The following is a 4,027-nucleotide window of genomic DNA, read 5'->3' on the forward strand; positions in this document are numbered from 1 at the left end:
TGGGGCATATTCTTGAACCCAACGGTAGACTGTTGAATGATGAACGTTTACACCACGTTCTCTTAATATTTCAGATATATCACGATAACTCAATGCATATCTTAGATAGTAGCCAACGGCTACAGTGATAACATCCTTGTTAAATTGTTTATATCTGAAATAGTTCATACAGAAGACTCCTTTTTGTTAAAATTATACTATAAATTCAACTTTGCAACAGAACCAAGATACATTTGTTATATTATTTTCTGCTCCTTATTAATAATTACAGCAATTAATTTTGGTATTGGTGCTAGTACAACTAACTAGCGTAGTTATTATTAGATAATGTAATAGGAATTTTTCAGTTTTGACAACTTACTTAGGACATCTATGATTAGGCTAGGGCTAAATGTCCTTTGTAAGTACTAAAATAAAGAGTATTCAAAGTTTTGTTAATTATGTTTGTTACTTCAATATTAGTTGCAATTATTTCTTTTATTATACTTTAAATTGGAGGGGTTAAAATGAGATATCCTAATGATATATTAAGATTGGTTAAACAAAGATCTAAGAACTTTGACCTAGAAGGGTTAGTAGAAGGATCAGGTGACAAAGAAGCAAATATTATGTTTATTGGTGAAGCTCCGGGAGTTAATGAAATAAAAACCAATGTACCTTTCTCTGGTAAATCTGGTCTAATATTAAATGAAAAGTTAAATGATGTAGGTTTGAAGAGGGAAAATATTTTTATATCGAGCATTGTAAGAAGTCGTCCTTACAATAGTAAAAATAAAAATAGAAAGCCTAATAAAAAAGAAATATTTGCTCAGGCTCCGCTAATAGATTGGGAAATCAAGAAAGTGGATCCTCGAATTATTGTGACTTTAGGTAAAACCTCATATGAAAGAATTACTGGTTTTTCAAAAAATTTAAGTGACTGTCATGGAAAAAAAATAATAACTAAAATAGTTGTTTTAGATAATAACTATAATAATTATACACGGTCAGAAAAAGAATATGTTGTTTTTCCTTTTTATCATCCTGCTTCAGTATTTTATAATAGTTCTTTAAAAAAAGTTATATTTGAAGATTGGCAAAATTTATTTAGATATATCCAATTTCAAGTATAAATATAATGTATGTAAATCATTTTTATTAAGATAGAATTTGATTTTTAAAATACTAAGAGACTCTTTATTGAATGAACTAATCTTAATTAGTGAGAATGAAAAAAGTAGCAAAATCAATAGAAATTTTAAAAGTAATAAAAATGGAAATTCAGGAGGAATGGAAATGAAATTTATAAGGTTTTTTAGAAAAGTGGTCGAACTATGTGAGATTCCTGATAAAAATGCAAGGTTAGCTAACCAATATACTTTATTAAGTTTATACGACCCATCTTCCAAGGTCGAAATCAATGAGAAGACTTTATGAAATTAGGTGAGAAGCGCAATAATATGTTTTCTTTTCGTTCGGTAGGTTCTTTAATTATTTTAGTAGCTGTAGGAGCCTTCTTATTATGGATAAATTTCCATTTAAGTTTACCGTCACCTGCGGAATGCGTAAGATTATACTTAGCTATGGATGGGCTGGTTGGTTGATATTTATAGGGGCTACTATAGCAATCGCTGTTACTCCTATTCCTATAACAATGCCAGCCTTGGTAGCTGGTTCTCTCTATGGTCTAGTGAAAGGCACCCTGCTTTCTTTCTTTGGAGTACTCCTTGGGTCTTGGGTTGGGTATTGGTTAGCCCGACTTGTGGGACAACGTATTACTCTCCAGCTCCTAGGAAGACATAGCTTTATGGTACAGAAGTACCTTAGTAATGCGGGGTTTTGGACTATGTGTACGGTAAAGTTGATGCCCGGTTTACCGTACTGGCCCGTAAATTATGGCGCTGGGGCTTTAGGCGTAAAACAAGGTACTTTTATTTCTGCTACCTTTTTAGCATCTGCTCCTGGCCAGGTTTCTTTAGTGGCTCTAGGGGTCTTTGCAGTAAAACCTTCAGTATTCCATGGCATAGTATTAATTATTGCGTGGTCTGTAGTATTGGTTTTGACCTGGATTTCTTATCGATATTGGCGTACGGCTTTTTTTGATACACAGAACATAGAGAAGATAAAATAATAGTTTCACTACTTATGATTTTTGAACACAAAGCTTCTCATTCTTGTATGCTCATATAATTAACGTTGAATTGAAAAAATTTTCTAATAAAACAGTGAGTATTTGCGAAGAAATTTTATATAAAAGAATTTCAAGAAAGATCAAAATCACTTAAAAACCAGCAAATACTAGCATTAGAAATTTTAAAAATCAAATATTAGATAATCAATTAAAGGAAAAAAGATAGTTTGAATATTCTTTTGATACATTTACTAACGTAGAGAAAACGTTAATATACAAAAATTAATTTTTTCCAAAAAACCTAGAATACTGAATAATAACAAAGATAGGTGTAACTAATAGAAAGATAAAATAAAGATATGCCTGAATACAAAAGTGAAGATCCCTCAATATAAAAAGGGCGTACTCTATCCAAAATTGGGCACAACCTAAAAAAAGGATTCTAGTTTCGGTTGTTTGATAATTAATCGTAATATAAAAGGCATAAAAAGTTTATAAACTTTTTATGCCTTTTATATGAATTGAATTTTTCATAATCATCGGTTACATAAAATGGTAATTTAAAAATTGTTTAATTATGTTTCGAATTTACTCAAAAGAATTAATAGAAAAGATACACCATAAAAATAAAATTTTAGTTTTTAGCAAAAACTCAACGTTATAAAGCTGTTAGTCCGCCGTCTATTATAAATTCTGAACCCGTAGAATAGCTAGATTCATTTGATAATAAACAAGTTAAATAATAATAAATGAAATAATAGAAACGAGTATTGATGTGATAATCATTACAACAAGAGGTTTAAATGCCCTTTTACGTAAATCTGCTAAATTGACGTTTAAGCCTAATCCTACCATTGCAGTTGTTAATAACCAAGTTGTTATTGTCGAAATATTGTCCATTACATTGCTAGATATAGGGATGATACTACCTAATACATAGCTTCCAAATAAACTCATTAATATAAATCCAATTAAAAACCACGGAAAAGCCACTTTATTCTCTTCAGTATTTGCTGTCTTATTTTTACGTTTGACTATATAAATAAATATAAAAGCAAGTGGCACTAATAAAAATACACGGCCTAATTTAGCTAATAGTCCAATTGCAAGAGCATCATTACCAGCTGGGGCTGCAGCAATAGCAACTTGAGCTAGTTCATGTAAACTCATTCCTGACCAAATACCATAATCATGGGCAGAGAGAGGTAAAATTGGCATTACTATAGTATAAAGAATTGCAAAAACAGTGCCCATTAAAGCTATAATACCAACACCAATAGCTGTATCTTCATCTTTTGATTTTACAATAGGAGCTATAGCTGCAATTGCTGCAGCCCCGCAGACACCAGTTCCTATACCTAATAACAATGAAATATTTTGATCAGCTTTAAATATTTTTGCTAACCAAACAGTAAAAATAATCGCAAATGCTATTATAAATGCATCACGTATAAGTAAACCTAAACCATCTTGAAAAACAGTGTCTATATTTAATTTCAATCCATACAAAATAATGGCTAGTCTTAATAACTTTTGTGAAGAAAAAGTTATACCTGCTCTAAGTATTTCTGGATAACCAAAAAATTGGCGATAAATAACAGCAATGATAATCGCACATGCTAATTGGCCGACATTATTAAAACCTGGTATAAGAGATAAAAGAAAACCTAAAAGCGCGATTAAAAAGGTGAAAGCTATACCTAAAAGCCATAACTGTGATTTTTTTAAATTTTGTTTGTTATTTATTTTTAACGACATGAAATGTCTCCCTTCAATAAAAAATACACCTATTATAACGATAAGTTAAATAAAAAATAGTTATACTATTGATAAGTAAAAACTAATGCCAAACTATTCTGCATAACTTCTTTGGTTCTGTTGCAAAGTAAAAATATAGCTAACCACTAATTTATCATG

4 protein-coding genes and 1 pseudogene are annotated in these 4,027 nt (G+C 30.4%); 3 read left to right on the plus strand and 2 right to left on the minus strand.

Annotated features, from left to right (window positions below):
* Nucleotides 1-168: pseudogene (locus HMPREF2561_RS10260) on the minus strand (IS6 family transposase); the annotation flags it as partial.
* A gap of 338 nt (nucleotides 169-506) precedes the next feature.
* On the opposite strand from HMPREF2561_RS10260, the gene HMPREF2561_RS10265 reads away from it, so the two are divergent.
* The 3 genes from HMPREF2561_RS10265 (at nucleotide 507) to HMPREF2561_RS11070 (ending at nucleotide 2,310) form a co-directional block, all read left to right on the plus strand.
* A complete protein-coding gene (locus HMPREF2561_RS10265) occupies nucleotides 507-1,112 on the plus strand; it encodes a uracil-DNA glycosylase (RefSeq protein WP_002470467.1) in 606 nt (201 codons plus the stop codon).
* 389 nt (nucleotides 1,113-1,501) lie between these two features.
* Nucleotides 1,502-2,110, plus strand: coding sequence for a TVP38/TMEM64 family protein (locus HMPREF2561_RS10275; RefSeq protein WP_061102263.1), 609 nt, complete (start codon nucleotides 1,502-1,504; stop codon nucleotides 2,108-2,110).
* Nucleotides 2,111-2,229: 119 nt separating this feature from the next.
* Nucleotides 2,230-2,310 carry a DUF536 domain-containing protein gene (locus HMPREF2561_RS11070; protein WP_083292436.1) on the plus strand — a complete coding sequence of 27 codons (81 nt, stop codon included), beginning with the start codon at nucleotides 2,230-2,232 and terminating at the stop codon, nucleotides 2,308-2,310.
* 535 nt (nucleotides 2,311-2,845) lie between these two features.
* Here HMPREF2561_RS11070 and HMPREF2561_RS10280 read toward each other — a convergent pair.
* Complete coding sequence (locus HMPREF2561_RS10280; protein ID WP_070468776.1) at nucleotides 2,846-3,868, minus strand: YeiH family protein; 1,023 nt, start codon at nucleotides 3,866-3,868, stop codon at nucleotides 2,846-2,848.
* Between the last annotated feature and the right edge of the window lie 159 nt (nucleotides 3,869-4,027).

Origin of the sequence: Staphylococcus sp. HMSC069E10, from assembly GCF_001809205.1 — a bacterium.
In the GTDB taxonomy this organism is placed as follows: domain Bacteria; phylum Bacillota; class Bacilli; order Staphylococcales; family Staphylococcaceae; genus Staphylococcus; species Staphylococcus hominis.